This window comes from Halorussus marinus (assembly GCF_004765795.1).
Taxonomy (GTDB): Archaea; Halobacteriota; Halobacteria; order Halobacteriales; family Haladaptataceae; genus Halorussus; species Halorussus marinus.
In genome coordinates this window covers 73,377-90,065 of the sequence record NZ_SBIV01000007.1, presented here as the reverse complement: position 1 = coordinate 90,065, position 16,689 = coordinate 73,377, and the positions used below count along the sequence as shown (strand labels likewise).

General features: G+C 59.3%; 14 protein-coding genes and 1 pseudogene. 10 read left to right on the top strand and 5 right to left on the bottom strand.

Annotated elements, in window-relative coordinates:
- Positions 1 to 84: 84 nt before the first annotated feature.
- Positions 85 to 936, bottom strand: coding sequence for an aldo/keto reductase (locus EPY72_RS14285; protein ID WP_135806873.1), 852 nt, complete (start codon positions 934 to 936; stop codon positions 85 to 87).
- 52 nt (positions 937 to 988) lie between these two features.
- The gene (locus EPY72_RS14280; RefSeq protein WP_230892496.1) at positions 989 to 1,666 is read right to left on the bottom strand and encodes a helix-turn-helix domain-containing protein; all 678 of its coding nucleotides are present in this window, start codon (positions 1,664 to 1,666) and stop codon (positions 989 to 991) included.
- A gap of 431 nt (positions 1,667 to 2,097) precedes the next feature.
- Here EPY72_RS14280 and EPY72_RS14270 point away from each other — a divergent pair, with 431 nt between their 5' ends.
- Together EPY72_RS14270 and EPY72_RS14265 are read left to right on the top strand one after the other, a co-directional pair.
- On the top strand, positions 2,098 to 2,376 hold the full coding sequence (locus EPY72_RS14270) for a ribbon-helix-helix domain-containing protein (protein WP_135806871.1): 279 nt from the start codon (positions 2,098 to 2,100) through the stop codon (positions 2,374 to 2,376).
- The gene (locus EPY72_RS14265; protein WP_058984726.1) at positions 2,369 to 2,632 is read left to right on the top strand and encodes a type II toxin-antitoxin system RelE family toxin; all 264 of its coding nucleotides are present in this window, start codon (positions 2,369 to 2,371) and stop codon (positions 2,630 to 2,632) included. Before EPY72_RS14270 ends, EPY72_RS14265 begins: the two co-directional genes overlap by 8 nt.
- A gap of 96 nt (positions 2,633 to 2,728) precedes the next feature.
- Here EPY72_RS14265 and EPY72_RS14260 read toward each other — a convergent pair whose 3' ends face one another.
- A complete protein-coding gene (locus EPY72_RS14260; protein ID WP_135806870.1) occupies positions 2,729 to 4,231 on the bottom strand; it encodes a hypothetical protein in 1,503 nt (500 codons plus the stop codon).
- A gap of 317 nt (positions 4,232 to 4,548) precedes the next feature.
- On the opposite strand from EPY72_RS14260, the pseudogene EPY72_RS14250 reads away from it, so the two are divergent.
- The 3 genes and pseudogenes from EPY72_RS14250 to EPY72_RS14245 form a co-directional block, all read left to right on the top strand.
- Positions 4,549 to 4,883 (top strand): annotated as a pseudogene (locus tag EPY72_RS14250) (DUF6166 domain-containing protein); the annotation flags it as partial.
- Positions 4,883 to 5,014 carry a hypothetical protein gene (locus EPY72_RS19995; protein ID WP_259370036.1) on the top strand — a complete coding sequence of 44 codons (132 nt, stop codon included), beginning with the start codon at positions 4,883 to 4,885 and terminating at the stop codon, positions 5,012 to 5,014. The pseudogene EPY72_RS14250 and the gene EPY72_RS19995, both read left to right, overlap by 1 nt.
- Positions 5,015 to 5,130: 116 nt before the next feature.
- Positions 5,131 to 5,676 (top strand): hypothetical protein, encoded by a 546-nt coding sequence (locus EPY72_RS14245; RefSeq protein WP_229774172.1) that lies wholly within the window; start codon positions 5,131 to 5,133, stop codon positions 5,674 to 5,676.
- A 754-nt stretch (positions 5,677 to 6,430) separates the two neighbouring features.
- Here the strand turns inward: EPY72_RS14245 and EPY72_RS14235 are convergent.
- Complete coding sequence (locus EPY72_RS14235; protein WP_135806869.1) at positions 6,431 to 7,669, bottom strand: MFS transporter; 1,239 nt, start codon at positions 7,667 to 7,669, stop codon at positions 6,431 to 6,433.
- Positions 7,670 to 7,928: 259 nt separating this feature from the next.
- On the opposite strand from EPY72_RS14235, the gene EPY72_RS14230 reads away from it, so the two are divergent.
- The 3 genes from EPY72_RS14230 (at position 7,929) to gdhB (ending at position 12,371) form a co-directional block, all read left to right on the top strand.
- Positions 7,929 to 10,811 carry a bacterio-opsin activator domain-containing protein gene (locus EPY72_RS14230; protein WP_135806868.1) on the top strand — a complete coding sequence of 961 codons (2,883 nt, stop codon included), beginning with the start codon at positions 7,929 to 7,931 and terminating at the stop codon, positions 10,809 to 10,811.
- 112 nt (positions 10,812 to 10,923) lie between these two features.
- Positions 10,924 to 11,067, top strand: coding sequence for a rubrerythrin-like domain-containing protein (locus tag EPY72_RS14225; RefSeq protein WP_135806867.1), 144 nt, complete (start codon positions 10,924 to 10,926; stop codon positions 11,065 to 11,067).
- 2 nt (positions 11,068 to 11,069) lie between these two features.
- Positions 11,070 to 12,371: a glutamate dehydrogenase GdhB gene (gene gdhB, locus EPY72_RS14220; protein WP_202614594.1), complete on the top strand. Its 1,302-nt coding sequence runs from the start codon at positions 11,070 to 11,072 to the stop codon at positions 12,369 to 12,371.
- 523 nt (positions 12,372 to 12,894) lie between these two features.
- Here gdhB and EPY72_RS14210 read toward each other — a convergent pair.
- Entirely contained in the window at positions 12,895 to 14,340 is a 1,446-nt protein-coding gene (locus EPY72_RS14210) for an amidase (RefSeq protein ID WP_135806864.1), read from the bottom strand.
- Positions 14,341 to 14,480: 140 nt separating this feature from the next.
- On the opposite strand from EPY72_RS14210, the gene EPY72_RS14205 reads away from it, so the two are divergent.
- Entirely contained in the window at positions 14,481 to 15,722 is a 1,242-nt protein-coding gene (locus tag EPY72_RS14205; protein WP_135806863.1) for an RNA-guided endonuclease InsQ/TnpB family protein, read from the top strand.
- Between the two features lie 115 nt (positions 15,723 to 15,837).
- On the top strand, positions 15,838 to 16,689 hold the full coding sequence (locus EPY72_RS14200; RefSeq protein WP_079980352.1) for a sulfite exporter TauE/SafE family protein: 852 nt from the start codon (positions 15,838 to 15,840) through the stop codon (positions 16,687 to 16,689).

Here is a 16,689-nt window from a genome sequence, read left to right as displayed (position 1 = left end):
AGATACCGCGTTTAAGTATCCGTAAGCGATGCGTACCGCAGTCACATTGAGTGCTGGCCGAAGGGAGCGCTCTGTAATCGAGATTTAGGTCTCGCGCTCAGCTTCCCCCAGCCACTTCACCATTCCCGGGTCTCGGTGGTCGAAGAACTGGCTTTCACCCTCGTTTAGTTCGGCGACCGTCTCCATCTCCTCGTCGGTGAGTTCAAAGTCGAAGACCTCGAAGTTCTCGGCGATCCGGTCGGCGTGAACCGATTTCGGAATGGCGACGATTTCGCGCTGGATGAGCCATCGAAGCACTACCTGTGCAGCGGATTTGCCGTGGCGGCCTCCGATCGTGGTCAACACGTCGTGCTCGAAGATGTTGTTCTGGCCTTCGGCGAACGGCCCCCACGACTCGTGTTGGATGTCCTGTTCCTCGAGGAATGCTGCATCCTCGGTTCGCTGGTAGAAGGGATGCGTCTCGATCTGATTCACTGCCGGGACGACGTCGTTGTGGACCATGAGGTCCATCACCCGGTCGGGGTGGAAGTTGCTGACCCCAATGGCCCTGATTTTGCCGTCCTCGTAGAGGTCTTCCATAGCCTGCCACGAACAGTGGACGTCGCCGTAGGGCTGATGAATCAGAAACAGGTCGAGGTAGTCGAGGCCCAGTCGGTCCAACGATCGCTCGAACGCGTCCAACGTAGCCTCGTAGCCGGTGTCCTGCACCCAGAGTTTTGACGTAACGAACACCTCGTCTCGCGGCACGTCGCTCTTCTCGATTGCCCGCCCAACCGCCTTCTCGTTCCCATACGCCGCCGCGGTATCAATGAGTCGATACCCCGTATCGAGTGCTTCCGAGACACTTCGTTCGCACTCGTCGAGGTCCTCGATTTGATACGTGCCGAATCCGAGAATCGGCATCTCCACACCGTTGTTGAGTTCAACTGTCTTCATAGTAGGTCTCTGTCTACAAAATCAGAGGGACTACGGCCAGATAGCGACGGTGCTAATTGGAAACCGTGTTTAAGTGCTCCTGTGTTTGGAGTGCCGAAGAGAGTAGCTGACGCTCACCCCGCCTGAGGAGTCTCGAGAGCGAGGGTTGTGAGATGCCGAGTTCCGTAGCGAGCTCCTCAGTCGAGGTCTGTCGTGGGCTCTCGTAGTAGCCACGAGAGAGTGCGAGTGTCAGCGCCTCGTATTGCCGTTCAGTCAACCCAAACGGGATAGCATCGTCCGATGCAGCGGAAGTGGAGGTCATCGAGATGAGGTCGAGCGAGATCCCGTAGTTCTCACAGCGGATCCGGGACTCCATGAACGCATCACGGTCCTTGTACACTTTCCTTTCGTACCATCCGTCCGGTGTGACGACGGTCGGCTCGAGTTTGGCCGCTACGGAACTGCCACCACTGAATACTTCCGAGATCGCGTCGGCGAGGTCTATCGTAAGGTTGTGGACGGTTTGCTCGCCCGCGTAGCCGATCGTTGTCGCCTCTTGGACTTCGTCCAGCGATTCCAAGTCGGCTTCTGAAACGTTGACATCGGAATCGATTTTGACGATGAACATCCGGGCGTCCTGTTCGAAACAGAGCCCATGGACGCACTCAATTTGGTCCGGTGGGAGTCTCTCAGTGATACTGACCAGCGGGAGAGACGGTGAACTGAGGGAAAACTCAGTCGTAATTGTCATACATAGACCTATGCTTCCCCGGTAGTTAACGTTCGGGACTCCCGTGTTTACAGGAATTACTCCAACAGGAAATGGTCTGAGCAGCTCCACCCTCGTAGAGCAAATCAGCGGATCCGTTGTAACTCAAGGACAATTCTGGGCTGGTGGTGTTTATTGCCCCCGAGAGGGGTGCGGGGGTCACCGAACCGCCCGCGAGCAACGAATGAACGGGAATGTACCTATGGCCAGTTCGGAATCGGTTCCAGTCGCATCGCCAGGTCAGGCTCACCGAGACGCAGTCGAATACGTCGGCTTCCGCGTCGACGGCCAAGCCGTCGTCCTGAACTTCTCGGAGCATCGGCGGCTCTCCCTCGCACGCAGTCTCGACCTCGTTAACCACAGTTCGCGTATCCAACCGAAGCTACTTACGTGATACAGGCGTATCACAGCATATGAGCACTGACAGCGATGCCGGCGGCGACGGTGAGATGGAGAAGATCAACGTCCGCGTGCCACAGTCGCTGCTGGCACAGGTCGACGACGTCTGGGAGGAGCGTGGCTACGCGAACAAATCCGAGTTCATCCGCGACGCGCTTCGGGACGCCGTCAATCCGCCAACGCAGCTGTCCGAGGAAGCCCTGGATCATCTGGCCGAGAGCCGCAAACAGCGGGAGCAGGGCGAGACGGTGTCGCAGGACGACGTGAAGGACCGGCTGGGCATCGATGACTGAGGTCGAGTGGACGCCAAAAGCACTCGATTTGCTGGAGGGGCTCGAATCGGAAGCCCAAGAGCGGTTGGTGAAGAAACTCGACGAAGCAAAGGACTGGACCTCTCATCGTCTCGAAAAGCTCACCGGGTATCCATACTACAAGCTTCGTGCTGGCGACTATCGTGCGATCATCACCTGGGACCGGGATGAGGATGTCCTGATCGTTGAGGCGGTTGGGCATCGCCGGAATATCTACGACCGTCACCTCCCACCATAACTTGCATTTGAACCGGCGCGAGAATGTGTCGCCGATTCTGACCCCGAAATCGAGCTGATTCTAGCCGGTATACGAACCCTGAAACGGATACAATAGTCAGGGTGTACGCTTCGTAATGCGGTACGCTTGCTCTTCGTATCGGAACTGGGCTGTCCCATCGTCGTAACCAGCGGTCCAGTCAGCCGTTCGGTCGTCTGTGCGAAGGACGACACGCTCCACGTCCGAGGCAACAAACGCGAGGGTATTCCGATACCCGCGATAGCGGCGGCGCATCACCTGTTCGGCGATAAGCCGTCGGTTAGCATTGCCTACCGGTTCGAGCACAAGGGACACGCGTGAACGTCCCTCAGAGTCGGGAGCCGTTCGCCAGCGATCCGAGGTCGCCGTCACTGTTCCGCTGTCACGCTGGGTCGTGACATCATCGGTCGGGACGACAGTCACTGGTGGCGCGTCAATCTCGACGAGGGCTCCACTTTGGGCTGTCGCGTGGCCGTAGCCCGCGACGGCGGCGTAACGTCCGCCGCCGAGGAACGGATAGCTCTGCGCCTCACACGGAGCCATCTCGGAAGTCGCAGCCCGCAGAGCCCAGGTTTCTGCATGTCCGGGTGAGAGGCGATGGCAGACAGCATCCTGAACGTACGGACCGAGGTGGAACCATTCTCCACCCTGAAGTTTGTAGACGTTCCAGTGGCCACACCCCACCGCCTCCCGAGCCCGATTAATGAACGTGAACTCGATACGGGCTGGTAAACTCGTCTGCTCGGTGCTTGGGCGGACGAACGTCGGTGAACTCGCGTCAGCGTTGTGGAACCATGCCGTATCGCTGTCACCCGGAAGCGCAGGAACCGACATGCCTGCGAACTGCGAGTCGGTGGCTGGGCCGGGCGAGTCGGTCGGCCAAACAGCCACTCGAAGCGGCCGCTCGCCCGCTCGGGAGAACTCGTAGACGCCTGGTGGCCGTCCACGTCCCACCCCTTCGGCGCGACCGACCAGAGCGTACTCTCCATGGATAGTTTCACCCGGCGAAAGGCGAACTCGCTCGGGGAGTTCCGGGGTTGTATCAGAGGCAAGTCGCCAGTAGCCATCGTCGGCACGCTGGATGTCAGGCGGATCCTCGACGAGATCGTGGTTCGCCGTCGGAGCAAATATCAACCCGACACGATACGTAAAGTCGCCACTCCGTTCTCCCATCGGATGGGGGATATCGCTAAAGAGTCGCCCGAAAGGGGGCGTCCAGTCCAACCGAAATGTGTTCTCGAAGGGGTTCTCGTTGGTGAGCGTTGCTTCGACCGTCGCAGGTCCCTCCGATGTCGCCGTCGACGAGAACCGCATCCTGATGCTTGCGCCATCGTCGGAGCGATAGCGGAGAGGCGCAAGTGCATAGGTACGGTTGGCTGTCGTCAGGTCGATGATGCTCGCGGCCCCGAGCTCCCATTCCTCGTTTTCACTGGGATCATTGGAGGTCGGTGTCGGTGATTCAGTTGGCTGTTCGGTTGGTGTCGTAGTCGGTGTCTCCGTTGTCCCGCCGAGCGTTGTACTACACCCGGCAAGTGATCCGATGCCGGCAGTGAGACTTGCGAGGACAGTGCGGCGGCGCATAGTTCCCTGTTTTCAAGCGGCTGATAAACGCTTTCTGGAGAGTCAAAGAGCCGCTTGAACAGCCGCCATTACTGCGGCAGAGAGGTTTATTTCCCCCTTGAAGGGGGCGGGAGTCCCTTAACGGACACTTTCGAACACAGCTATGACAGATGCACATCACCCCTGGCGAGACGAATCGCTCCTCCACGAACTCTACTGGAAACAGGAGCTGAGCACGGTCAAGATCGCGGATGAACTAGGCTGTACACAACAGACGGTCTCGAAGTGGATGCAGAAGTTCGACATTCCTCGTCGAGACCCACGCGAGGCGGCCCCGAACCGGCGAGGAGCTCGACGCCGCGATGGCGACCCTCCCGACGATGTCGTCGACCTCCCCGACGGCGGACGGCCGTCGCCGACGCTCCCCGAGAACTGGCGAACCGTCTCCCGTCCGGACCGGCGGGTCTTCCAGCGCGCTGATCGCGACCACTACATCGTACTCGGGGATGGAAGCGACGAGTGGCTGGTCGTGCTCTGCAGTCAGGGCGACCGTGCATATCCTGCCCCGCTCGCACATCGGACGGTTGCCGAAGAGGCTGACGTGGAACAGGTAATCCGGGAACTCGCCGAAGAGAGCAACGACCTCATCGAACCCCCGGAGAGGAAGCACTGATGGAGACGCTTCGACTGGCGCGAGCCACCCACCAGCTCCTCGAACGAGGTGTCGAGGCGCTCGAGAATATCGGGCGCGAACTGGAGCGATACAACGACCGACAGGAGCGCACCGACGACACCGACTCGTGACCGAAACTCACTCTCTAGACCAAATACGGAGTACCGGCTTCCAGTATACGCCTACCCCCGATGGGTGTTCGTGTCCCATCCATCGGGAAGGCCAGCCGGTCACGGCGCCGCTCGGTTTGGGGTTCGCAGAGCGCGTCCATATCGAATCGATCCCGCGCCACGTCGCCGGCGCGATCTACGAAGCGCATCACTCCTATATGGACGATATCCCCCGGACGAATCTCGTCCATCACGGACTCTGTTACCAGGACCAGCTACTAGGTGCGATTACGTGGCGCTATCCGCTGATTCGCTCGCTGGAGTACGACGGGACGCGATTCGAGGGTGACGAAATCGTCGAGGCAGCACGGATTTGCATCGGCGTCGATTTCCCCAATCTCGCCTCTGCCGCCCTCGCCCGGTCGATGGAACGATTCGTGCGTCGGCACGGTCGGCGACGAGGCGTTCGGCTCCTGCTGACGTTCGTGCGAGCCGACTTCGACGGCTCGATGATCAAAGCGCTCAGAGACAAGGGCTGGCACTGTGCCGGTAAAACGGACCCCGGCCAAGCGGGAAATCGCCCCGATAAGCAGATCCGAGAGCAGCCAAAGTGGCGGTTTCTCTGCGAAGTTCCAGCTGAGTCCGACCGGGAACAGGCCTCACTCGGGAGGTGGTCCCCGTGACCACGAATGCCAGTCTCGATGAATTCGTAGCGGAGGCTGATTCGGACAGCCAGACAGATGACGGCCCATCGGTCGTCGACCAGCTTTTGAAACCGGTATCGCCGTCGCTCGGACTACGGCTCGTACCGGGCAGGGGTGACCCAATATACCTCCAAAACAGGGGGACCGAACGCTACCTATTCCGAGATGACCACGAGCGATGGTTCATCCTCCAGCCCTCAGCCAAGAAATCGGTCGACGACTTCGTTCGCTGGGTGTATCTCCCCGAGGACAAGCCAACCGAGATCGCCCGAACGGCTGGTGCGGTCAGCTATTCGTCGACGGACGACGATCGGGTACAACTACGTTCGGCGGGCGACCGCCCCAGACCCGGTCAGAACGACGGTGACCGCGATGTTCGTCACCGAACGCTGGCCCGAAACCACCTACGTGTGTGGGTCATGCGAGGCGCTGTTCGAAACACCACGAGAGCACGCCCTCCACTGCTGGGATGCCCATCCGTGGGTGCCGAATCCAGAGCAGGTACGCCGGCACCGGCAGGCCGATGGTTAATCTCAAGGATTGGCAGGAGTCGTATGCCTCAGTAGCGACTGGAAAGGACTTCTCAAGCATCCAGACACCGAGAAGGTGGCCTCAACGAGTGATTCGCGGCCGTGATGAGCGTCCCAGGTGAGACTCAGCAGCGACCGGGTCACGTCGTCGTAGCTGTGATTGTGCTCTCAGGTGTCGACCCCGTTCGATAGCGAAGTTTTTGCTACAAACGCGCTGGCTCAGGTGCTCGCCACGCGACTGCGATCCCGCAGAGAGCGAGAAGTCCAGCGAGGAGGAACGCCGTATCGAAGCCGGCCAGATCGACAACAACCCCGCCTGCAATCGGGGCAAGGAACGCGCCTGCCAACCCAATACTCGTCTGGAACGCGACCGCTGTCGCGGCGACCCGCGAATCAACCACCTCCCGGACGTACGTAAAGGACAGGCCGAGCGTCAACTGGACCGCAAATCCAGTGAGGAGGAGGAGCGCGACGAGTAGGGGCAGCGACCGAAACCGCGTAAAGACGAGCACGAGCGGAGCCGCAACTGCGAAGGATCCGAGGACGATGGGTTGGCGACGGCCACCGAAGACACGATCAGACAGGAGACCACTACTGATCCGGGAGACCACCCCGATTGCGGGGAATACTGCCACCAAGAGGCCACTCACTGCGAGTGACAGGCCAAGTTCGGCGGTGAGATACGACGCACCCCAGCTATTCACGAATAGGTATAATGAATAGCCGAGAAAGCCGAGCAGCCCGACCGACCAGACACTCCGGTTCCGGAGGACCGCACCGAACTCTTGAATTGAGGGAGCGTCCCCCTGGCTCGTTCCGAGTCCGCGACTGGCCGGCCAGAACAGGACGAGGCCGACGACCGTGAGGCCGGTGAATGCGACAAAGATGGCGGGCCACCCGAACCGATGCGCAATCAGTGGCCCGGTCCCCTGACCGAGCGCGAATCCGATCGGGCCACTCGCAGTGAAGATGCCGACAGCAGTCGCTCGATTCTCGCTGGTCGCTGCCCGACTCACGATGTCGATGCCAGCGTTCCAGACGACGACGTAGGCGACCCCACCAAGCGCTCGTGACGCGATCACAGATCGATAGTCCCCTCGCCGCCCAGCGATCCATCCCCACGTCCCGGCGACAACGAGTGTCAGCACTGCGAGTGCCATCGCAGTCCTGGAATCCGTCCGGTCGAGCACCGCTCCAGCTGGGAGGCTTGCGATCACCGCGGTGCCGAACATGACCCCGACCAGGAACCCTGCGATCGTCGGCCCAATATTCAGTGCGTCGCGAATGAGCGGGGTAACACTCGCCGGGACGATCTCATAGGCAGCGAGCCCCGTCGAGATGAGACTCGCTCCAGCGACGAGTCTCCACGCCGACTGGCGCTGCTGTTGCGGTTCCTTGCTCGTGGCGTCTTCGGGCTGGGTGGTGGGAGGTCGGGTAGTCATTCCTCGAGAGTCTGGTTGGATAGCGGAACGCTGAAATCGGGAAGAGTCGGTCGACCGCGAAAAGTCCCGATAATCGCGTTTTCATATTCCGTAGCGCGCCCCCTATCGCAAGGGGTTAAACAACAAACGTCTTTGGCGCGGGGCGGTTAGATAGTTAACTAGCAATGGACGTACATTCCGATCCGGGCCAGTACCGGAGCTGGAGGCGAGTTCGCATCGGCACCGAGAGGACCATTCGCCGTCCCTCAATGGTCGAATAATGACCGCTACCCCACCCATTCTGGATGCGTCGACGGTGTTGCTCGTCGGGACAGACGACTGGCTCACACAATTCGCCACGACGCTCGAGAAACGGACTGATGCCAGCGTACACCACGTTCGAACCAAGACGGAGGCAATCGACATCATCCGGACGCACCCTACGGACTGCCTCATTACCGAGTACGCACTCGAAGAGACAACCGGACTCGACCTCCTCCGAGAAATCCGCGAGGAATCGCCTGCGCTCCCGGTCCTCCTCGGGACTACTGCCGGGAGCGAAGCCATCGCCAGCGAGGCCATCAAAGCCGGTGTCACCGATTACATCGCGCTCTCGGACCCGCCAGCACAGATGACCGACGGACTCATCGAACGAACCGAGCGTGCGATCCGGGCCGCACAGCGGTCGGCCACGCGACGGGACCGGGCCAGACAGTTCGACGCGATCTTCAACGATTCGCGAACTGCGACGTGGGTGCTCGACCCGGATGGTGCACTTGCCCGTGTGAATGAAACAGCACGAGAGATGGTCGATGAAGCCATCGACACGCTCGTCGGCGAACCGTTCTGGACGCTTCCGTGGTGGTCACAAGCTGGTACAACGAACACGGATGTCCAAAAACTCGTGGAGAAAGCACTCGACGGGACGTTCGGCAACGCGGTCGTCCCACAGCTGCCAGACGTCGATGATCCGCGCGTTATCGATCTCTCCGTGCGCCCGGTCGAAAACGAGCGCGGCGATCTCGTCTCTATCGTCGTCGAAGGCGTCGACATCACCGAGCGCGTCGATCTCGAACGGAATCTCAGAGAGTCCGAAGAACTGCACCGGGTCACGCTCAACAACATGACCGATACCGTCCTCATCACGGACGAAGCCGGCGAGTACACCTACGTTTGTCCCAACGTCCACTTCATCTTCGGCTACACCGTCGACGAGATCCGGAATCTCGGAACGATCAATGACCTCCTCGGCGACGACCTCTTCGACCGGGAGGAACTCGCGGAAGACGGCGTCCTCAAGAACATTGAGACGACGGCGACCGATAAAGCCGGGCGCGAGCACACGCTCCTCGTCAACGTGCGCGAAGTCTCGATCCAGGACGGGACTCTCCTCTTCAGCTGTCGGGACATCACGAAACGCAAGCAACGCGAAGAGGCACTCGCCACGCTCCACGAGACGGCCCGCGATTTCCTCTACGCCGAAACTCACCAAGAAATCGCCCAGCACGTCGTCGACGACACACCTGGTGTGCTCACTCTCGATGCGAGTGCGGTCTACCTCTTCGACGGTGAGGCCAACAATCTTCGACCCGCAGCCCACTCGGCGACGATGACCGAGCTGAACGGCCCACTCCCGACCGTGCACGCCGACGGGGAAACGCTCCCGAGCTACAGTTTCGTTGAAGACGAAGCGTTGTTCTTCGACGACGTTCACGACGCAGATCGGCTCGAAAATCGAGCAACTGACCTCCGAACTGCGGCCTACATCCCGCTCGGCAACCACGGGGTGTTCGTTGCGGGCTCGAACCAGGTCGGTGCATTCGATGAGGTGACGCGAGAGTTGGCCGATCTGCTCGCGGCTACTGCCGAAGCAGCCCTCGACCGCGTCACACGGGAATCACGACTCCGGGAACAGGACCGAACACTCCAGACGCAAAACGAGCAATTGACCGCCCTGAACCGCATCAACGAGACGATACGGGAAATCGATCAGGCTCTCGTACAGGCGGAGACGCGCGAGGAAATCGATCACACGGTCTGTGAACTGCTGACCGCCGACGACCGGTTCCGGTTCGCCTGGATCGGGACGATCGATCCGACGACCGACACCTTGGAGCCTCGTGCCTGGGCCGGGACCGAACAGGGGTACTTGGATAGTCAGTCGTTCGCCGTCCAGGCATCGGGTGCAGAACCGGCCGGACAAACCGCAGCCACTGGCGACGTGACGATGGTGACGAACGTCGCTGCTGGTCTCCGTGACGAGGCGTGGCGGAAAGACGCCATCTCCCGGGACTACCTGTCCGTATTGAGCATCCCGCTCGTGTACAACGACCTTACCCACGGTGTGTTGACGGTGTACGCACCGACCCAGGATGCGTTCGACGAGACGGCGAAGGCCGTCCTGGGAGAACTCGGCGAAACCATCGCGTCCGCTCTCAGTGCGATCGAACGGAAGAATGCGTTGCTCACGACGTCGATGACATGTGTCGAGTTCACCATCGAGGACCCGAAGTTTGTCCTCTCACGGCTCGCAGCGGAGGCGGAGTGCACCCTCTCGTATCAGGGTGGCGTCCAGCAGTCCACGGAAGGCAGCTACGTGTTCGTGACCGTCGAAGACCGGGCGGTAACTGACGTGGCAGACGCGGCCTCGCAACTGGTCGGTATCGACGACGTGCAGCAGATCAGCGCGGACGGCGAGGGGGGTGTTCTACGGCTCCGGCTCACACAACCGTTCCTCGCCTTGGAGCTGGCCGATCACGGTGCCGTCTTCCGCGAAGCGACCGCTGATCCAACCACGACGACGCTCGTCATCGATATCCCGGACAGCATCGACGTCCGAACGATCACGCAGCTCGTCCGTGAGACGTTCGCTGGCGCTGAACTCCGTGCCAAGCAGACGCTCGATCAGACCGCAGAACACAATCTCTACTCGAAGTTCCTCGATTCAGTGACGGAGCGGCAACTGGAGGTGATCCAGACGGCGTACTACAGTGGGTTCTTCGAGTCGCCCCGTGAGAGCACGGGCGAAGACGTAGCGGAGACACTCGGCATCTCCCCACCCGCGTTCTATCAACACGCGCGGACCGTCCAACGGAAACTGTTTGCTGCACTCTTCGAAGAGAACAATCTCCCGGTGGCGGCCCAAGCGGAGACAGTTCAATAACAAATCCACTGGTTGGAGTGCTGTTTGGTAATCAACTGCCGAGTATTTCCTTATACACTTATTACACCTTATAGAGTGCGCCACTCCGCCTGGCGGCACTCGTGAACTCACAATGAAAGATGTCGACCCTGAATCAGACGAAGAAACCCCCTACGAGTGCTTCGAATGTGGCAAAATCATCATCGCGGAGGATAGCCCGGGCCAGTGTCCCGACTGTAGCGGCCCGATGCGAAACCGTCGAATGCCGCTCGAATGACCATGGCATCGAAATCTGATAGCACCCACGACGAGTCAGGCGACGAGGCGGCAGATTCGACCGAACCCGAATCGGCACTCGAAACCGCCCGCCGCCAGTTGTACCATGCTGCCAGCTATCTCGATATCGACCAGAACATCGTCGAACGGCTCAAATATCCCAAAAAGGTCCACGAGGTGACGATCCCCATCGAACGGGATGACGGCACGGTCGAGGTGTTCACGGGCTACCGCGCGCAGCACGACAGCGTCAGAGGGCCATACAAGGGCGGGTTGCGATACCACCCCGACGTGACCAGAGACGAGTGTGTTGGCCTCGGCATGTGGATGACCTGGAAATGCGCCGTCATGGACCTCCCGTTCGGCGGAGCCAAGGGTGGTGTCGCGGTCAACCCGAAGGAGCTGAGTCCGGAAGAGAAGGAGCGGCTCACCCGTCGGTTCACACAAGAAATTCGCGACGTTATCGGGCCCAACCAAGATATCCCCGCTCCGGATATGGGGACGGATCCGCAGACGATGGCGTGGTTGATGGACGCGTACTCGATGCAGGAAGGCGAGACAACACCGGGCGTCGTCACCGGAAAACCGCCAGTGGTCGGCGGCAGCGAAGGGCGTGAAGAAGCCCCCGGACGGAGCGTTGCGATCATCACACAGTTGGTCTGCGAGTACTACGACCAGCCGCTCGATGAGACCACTGTGGCAGTTCAGGGGTACGGGAGCGTCGGAGCGAATGCGGCCCGACTCCTCGACAAGTGGGGCGCGACCATCGTCGCGATCAGCGATGTGAATGGAGCGATGTACGAGCCGGACGGAATCGATACAGCTTCAGTTCCGTCCCACGACGAAGAGCCGGAAGCCGTCACCACGTACGCGGACACCGTGATTTCGAACGAGGAGCTTCTCACCCTCGACGTCGATGTCCTCATTCCGGCCGCCCTGGGGAACGTGATCACGAAAGAGAACGCGGAAGCAATCGCCGCCGATCTCGTCGTCGAGGGCGCGAACGGCCCGACGACGTCTACGGCTGATTCGATTCTCGCCGACCGGGATGTCGCCGTGATTCCCGATATTCTCGCCAACGCAGGCGGTGTCACGGTGAGTTATTTCGAGTGGCTCCAGGACATTAATCGGCGAGCGTGGTCGCTCGAACGAGTCAACGATGAACTCGAAGCGGAGATGCAGGCTGCCTGGCGAGCAGTCAAAGACGAATACGAGAACCGCGACGTCACGTGGCGCGATGCTGCCTATATTGTCGCACTCTCACGAATCGCTGAAGCCCACGAGGCGCGGGGGCTCTGGCCGTAGGGAGATGGATCATCGACCATTCAGACGGATTCGACAGCCAACCACCCCGCTTGAACGAGGACTATTTCGACTGTATCAACTTGCTAGCCCCGGGGCTTTCCTCGTTACTATCTGCTTTGTTGGATACGTCGTCATCGGCTTTAGCTTATCCGTCGTCGGGATCTATGATCCAGCGTACTCCGTGATGGATTTCACTGACCCATTTTTCACGGGTTTGTCATTTCTGGCAGGATTCTTCATCAGTACGATGGCGGGAACGCTTGCTGTACTCACGCTCCTGCTTAGCCCCAACGATTCGAAGGCCAATTTCGTTGTCATTATGAGTTTCATCGCTCTTGGATTTGGGGCCGCTACTATGCGAGTCACATTTGGGGCTGTCCAAGTATATCTCGCTGATATAGTAAGCAGTCTTCTATAGGAATGAAAAATAATTTCGCACAATGAGAAAACCAGTTACTGTGTTTGATCTCGGGAACTGCTCAAGAGATTCAGACGCTGTGTCAGCCACCGATGACTGGTCAGTTCACCGTACAGGATACTGATCCATCCACGGCCGGCATCGTTCAAGCGCTGCAGCGACGCTCAAAATATCTGCTTCAGCAAACCGCCGGCCAACAATCTGTAATCCAACTGGAAGCCCGTTGTCGGTAATCCCAGCAGGAACTGACGCCACAGGGTGGCCAGTCATATTGAACACCCATGTCAACATCACGTCTGTCGGGACACCAATCACGGATTGACCGTTGATTTCCGTTGGATAGCCGTCGGTGAGATGCTTGCTGAACGGTGGGACGGTAAGAGTGGGTGTCACGAGAACGTCGTAGCCAGTCAGCGCGTCCTGAATGCCATCGTATGCATCAGTCCGTGGCGCGTTCTGTAATCGATTGTCGGCAGCGTCGGTCTCTGTTCCTAATGCGATCGTCGATCGAACCGTGTCTTCGACATCTGCCGTCTCGAAGTCGATGTCGTACCGGTCTTCGATTTGTTGAGCGAATGCACTGAAGAAGGCGCCAACCTGCGTGACGTATGCCATCGAGAGCTCTTCATACGACGGGAGCGAGACGTCTACAGTATCGACTGTCGCACCGCCGGCCGCTAGGTCCGTGACGGCAGCATCAACTGTTTCACGCACTGCCGATGCAACTGGTTGTAAATCCAGATTCGGACTGTACGCAACCGATAGCTCAGAAGTCGGCCGGTTAGTGGCCTCGACGTATTCCGTCTCTGAACGGGGCACACTAAATGGGTCTCGGTCGTCATAGCCTGCGAGGACATCGAGTAAGAGAGCTGTGTCCTCAACTGTTCGTGCCATCGGCCCACCCACAAAAAATGGAGAGTGGGTGCCGAATCCGTCGAATGGGATACGTTCGGGAACAAGCCCGAACGTCGGTTTCAGCCCGATGACGTTACAACAGGAGGCCGGAACCCGGAGCGAGCCACCGATATCCGACCCGGTGGCAAGCGGTACTATACCCGCCGCAAGCGCCGCTGCCGAGCCACCAGATGAGCCGCCAGCGGAATGATCGGGGTCGAACGGGGTCGGGGTCGCTCCAACAAGCCGATTCTCTGTCTTAATAGTGTGACCGAGTGCCGGTGTGTTGGTCGTACCGACGATGACGGCACCGGCAGCTTCTAGTCGTTCGACTGTGATGGAATCCTCGTCGGCCACGTTATCGGCCAATGGTGCGAGTCCCATTGTATTCCTGACACCCTCTTTCCGGCTCCGAAGATCTTTGATTGCGACTGGCACACCGTGAAGTGGGCCGAGGTCTTCTCCACGGGCCGCTGCAGCGTCGGCCGCGTGAGCACGCTCCCGTGCCGATTTCTCAGTGATCGTGATGAACGCGTTCAAATCATCGATTGCTCCGATACGCTCTAGGGTTGACTCGAGGAGGGCAAGGGCAGATAGACGTCCAGTACGGATTTCAGACGCAAGTTCCCGTGCCGATCGCTGCATGAATTCGGGCATATCTAATGAACATTCGGGCTGTGTGTTCCTATTTATACTGGTCAGCGAGGCGAATACCCCGACCCGCCGTGGTCGGGGATGAAGCCGACAACTCGTGGTACAAACCATTAAGTGAACACATCGGTAATCAACAGACGTCAATGGAATACAGTCACCGCTACCACGCCTATCCGACACAAGAGGTAGCGGAACGACTGGAACACCATCTCGATGTTCATCGCCAACTCTACAACCACGTCCGCTGGGACTACGAGAACAGTCCCGAAGACGACAGGCCGAGTGAGTACGACCAGAACAACAAACTCCCTGAGTGGAAGCAACGGTGGCCGGTGTTCGGTGAACTACACTCGAAGGCCGCACAAGCCACCGTCGCCCGCTTCCATCACAATCTCACCGTCCTGAGTGAACTCAAAGAAAAGGGGTACAGCGTCGGTCGTCTCAAACGGCAAGCACCCGCCGAATATCGAAGCGTGACGTACAATCAGTCTGGTTTCGACCTCGATGAAAAGAGGGGCCACGACAAGTACGCATACGTCCGCTTCAGTAAAATCGGCTGGGTGAAAATCCGATACTCCCGATCGATTCCAGACCACGCCACCATCAAAGAAGTCACATTCAAAAAAGAGACGACTGGCGAGTGGTTCGTCTCCTTCGGGCTGGAAACCGAAGACGCCGACCTCCCCGAGAAGCCCGACGTTGACTCGCTGGATGCGAGCAATAGCGTCGGGATTGACCTCGGTATCCTGAACTACATCCATACCAGCGATGGCAAAACCGTGGATTGGCTCGATCTCGAAGACGACTACGAGTGTCTGCGGCGCGAGCAACGAAAACTCTCGCGGAAAGACCACGGGAGTCGCAACTACGAGAAGCAACGCCAGAAGGTCGCCAAAGTGAAGTACCGGATTCGCCGGAAAGTACTGGACTATCAGCACAAACTTACGACGTGGCTCGTCAACGAGTACGACGCCGTGTTCGTGGAAGACCTCGACGTAAAGAGGATGCTTCAGGGCGACGGCAACGCTCGCAACAAGCAGGATGCGGCATGGCGACAGTTCATCCAGATTCTTGAATACAAAGCAAACTTGTACGGCACACACGTCGTGCAGGTCGAGACGAAGGGAACCACGAAGGAGTGCGCCCGATGTGATGTGGCGACGCTGAAGCCAATCTGGGTTCGGGAACACTCCTGTCCGAGTTGTGGGTTCGAGACGGACAGAGATGCGAACGCGGCAATGAACATCCTCCAACGCGGCTTTGCTGAACTAGGGCTGGGATGGCCCGAAGACACGCCTGTGGAGACTGTGACCGCTACGGACACGACTCAGTTTGAGTTTGTGTCTGCACGTCACGTCATCGAAACAGGAAGCCTGCCCTCGTGAGAGCAGGATTCCCCGCGCCACCGTGCGCGGGGTAACATTCACTCTCATCAGTGACCTTCGAAGTCACGGCCCGAACCGAAACCAACTACACAGGACGGGTGGTATACTCTAATCTATGCTGGCTTTGCCAGCCGTGAGTATGATCTCGGCAGTCCTAGTACAACTGAGTGAGATCGGCATCGCGAGTGGCTACGGACTGGTGGTGTTTTTTCTGATTGGTCTCCTCGGCGGTGCACACTGTATTGGAATGTGCGGCCCGCTCGTTGCAACCTACGCCGAGCGTATGGAAACCGACGACCGCTGGTCTGGCGCACTCACTCTCTATGAAGTGCGGCAGCACGCGCTGTTCAACCTCGGCCGGACGATGAGCTACGCCCTCATCGGGGCTGTCTTCGGGGCTGCTGGCGCGCTGCTCTATGGGACGATCGGGCTCGCCGGGATTCTCGGGCCAGTCCAAGGTGTCGTCGGCATCTGCATCGGCGTGGCAATCCTCGGGATGGGGATCACCCGATTGGCCGGCTACCAACAAGGAGCCGTCGAAGGTGTGATTGCCGATACTGGTATCGGATCAGTATTCGCGCGAACCTACACAGTGATCTCGACACGGATCGACCGCTGGGTCAACGGCATCGGCATCGTCGGGCTTGGCGCGCTTCATGGGTTGTTGCCGTGTATGCTTCTCTATCCCGCATTCCTGTATGCGTTCGCACAGGGCTCGCCTGTATATGGTCTCCTCTCGCTCGCCGCGCTTGGGCTCGGGACGATTCCTAGTGTGTTCCTCTACGGAACGGTGATCCAGTCAGTAAGCGCCCGCCAGCGACAGGTGGTCCACTATGGACTCGGTGTGTTGTTCATTGGGCTCGGATACGTCCTGTTAGCGATGGGGCTCATGCGGTTTGGCGTCGTGCTCCCGTTGCCCGACATCCCGTACTATCAACCAATCTCCGGCTCGGAGGCGGTTGCGTAA

Excerpts from the sequence above, each read along its gene's own strand:
- EPY72_RS14230 (WP_135806868.1), top strand. The coding sequence starts at position 7,929 with ATGACCGCTACCCCACCCATTCTGGATGCGTCGACGGTGTTGCTCGTC.
- EPY72_RS14265 (WP_058984726.1), top strand. The coding sequence starts at position 2,369 with ATGACTGAGGTCGAGTGGACGCCAAAAGCACTCGATTTGCTGGAGGGG.
- EPY72_RS14235 (WP_135806869.1), bottom strand. The coding sequence starts at position 7,669 with ATGACTACCCGACCTCCCACCACCCAGCCCGAAGACGCCACGAGCAAG.
- EPY72_RS14205 (WP_135806863.1), top strand. The coding sequence starts at position 14,481 with ATGGAATACAGTCACCGCTACCACGCCTATCCGACACAAGAGGTAGCG.
- EPY72_RS14270 (WP_135806871.1), top strand. The coding sequence starts at position 2,098 with ATGAGCACTGACAGCGATGCCGGCGGCGACGGTGAGATGGAGAAGATC.
- EPY72_RS14200 (WP_079980352.1), top strand. The coding sequence starts at position 15,838 with ATGCTGGCTTTGCCAGCCGTGAGTATGATCTCGGCAGTCCTAGTACAA.
- EPY72_RS19995 (WP_259370036.1), top strand. The coding sequence starts at position 4,883 with ATGGAGACGCTTCGACTGGCGCGAGCCACCCACCAGCTCCTCGAACGA.
- EPY72_RS14225 (WP_135806867.1), top strand. The coding sequence starts at position 10,924 with ATGAAAGATGTCGACCCTGAATCAGACGAAGAAACCCCCTACGAGTGC.
- EPY72_RS14260 (WP_135806870.1), bottom strand. The coding sequence starts at position 4,231 with ATGCGCCGCCGCACTGTCCTCGCAAGTCTCACTGCCGGCATCGGATCA.
- EPY72_RS14285 (WP_135806873.1), bottom strand. The coding sequence starts at position 936 with ATGAAGACAGTTGAACTCAACAACGGTGTGGAGATGCCGATTCTCGGA.
- EPY72_RS14210 (WP_135806864.1), bottom strand. The coding sequence starts at position 14,340 with ATGCCCGAATTCATGCAGCGATCGGCACGGGAACTTGCGTCTGAAATC.
- EPY72_RS14280 (WP_230892496.1), bottom strand. The coding sequence starts at position 1,666 with ATGACAATTACGACTGAGTTTTCCCTCAGTTCACCGTCTCTCCCGCTG.
- gdhB (WP_202614594.1), top strand. The coding sequence starts at position 11,070 with ATGGCATCGAAATCTGATAGCACCCACGACGAGTCAGGCGACGAGGCG.